This window comes from Bacillus sp. AFS029533 (assembly GCF_002585125.1).
Classification (GTDB): domain Bacteria; phylum Bacillota; class Bacilli; order Bacillales; family Bacillaceae_G; genus Gottfriedia; species Gottfriedia luciferensis_B.
On the sequence record NZ_NUQC01000035.1, the window covers coordinates 1 to 1,363 of the forward strand.

Below are 1,363 nucleotides of genomic sequence, written 5' to 3' on the forward strand. Positions count from 1 at the left end.
TGCATGTAGACTAAAAAACGGACACACTGAAATGATTCTAATGTAAAATTATATTTAGTATCTTAGGTCGGGAGTGTGTTTTATGAGTCATCATGATAAAAAATTCAAATTACAGGCAGCTAAATTAGTTGTTGAGGAGGGGAAGAGTGCTAGAGAAGTCGCTAGAAATTTAGAAATAAATTATAGTACACTCACTCGATGGGTTAGAAAATATAAAGATTCTAAAGAGACTAGCTTTATTGGTAGTGGGAATTTATCTCCTGAACACAAGGAAATGTCTGATTTAGAGAAACGAATTAAGGAACTAGAAGAAGAGAATGCGATTTTAAAAAAGGCAATGCACATCTTTGCGAAAGACCCGAAGTAATTTTTCGATTTATCCATCAACACCGACACGAATTTCGTGTTTCAAAGATGTGCAAGGTACTAGGTGTATCAAGAAGTGGATATTATGATTGGTTGAAGCGACCACAATCGAAAAGGACTTTAATCAAAGAGAAGTTATCTAAACAAATAAAGGAAATCTATCTTGAGTCTAATAAAAGATATGGAGCTATTAAAATTCTTCGAACTCTAAATAAACATGGTTCGATCATATCCTTAAAAACAGTGCAACGTCTCATGAAAGCAAATAGTTTACGATCCATCACTGTCAAAAAGTACAGAGCTAAACAAACTGAAAAACAACAAGAAGCAAAATACCCGAATATATTAAATCAAAATTTTAAGACCAGTGCTCCTGGTCAAGTATGGGTAAGTGATATTACTTATATTTGGACTCGAGAAGGATGGTTATACCTGGCATCAGTTATGGATTTATATTCAAGAAAAATTATTGGGTTTTCAACTAGTTCCCGAATGACCACAGCTTTACCACTAATGGCACTTAAGCGAGCTATGAAGTCTCAACCACCAAAACAAGGCTTAATTCACCATTCAGATCAGGGTAGCCAATATCGTTCTGAGGAGTATATTCAATGTTTGGAAAAAGCTAATATCAGAATAAGTATGAGTCGAAAGGGAAACTGTTATGACAACGCTTGTATTGAGGCGTTTCATAGTATTTTGAAAAGGGAGTTAATCTACAGAGAAACTTACGAAACTCGAGAAACCGCAGAAGCACGAATATTCGAATATATTGTGTGTTTTTATAATGCAAAAAGGATCCATTCAGCAATTGGATACTTAACCCCAAATGAAATGGACAATAAAGCTAGTTGAAATGGAAATGAAAAAGTGCAATATAGGCAAATCTCATAGAAACCTATTGAATCAAAAATGATTCAATAGGGATATAAAGAGACTTTCAGTTAAAATATAACAGGATTTTTTAAAGAAAAAACTCATTTTAATGTGTCCGTTT

Annotated in this window: 1 pseudogene; it reads left to right on the top strand. The window is 33.7% G+C overall.

Annotated features, from left to right (window positions below):
* Positions 1-82: 82 nt before the first annotated feature.
* Positions 83-1,221: pseudogene (locus tag COE53_RS18425) on the top strand (IS3 family transposase).
* Positions 1,222-1,363 lie beyond the last annotated feature (142 nt).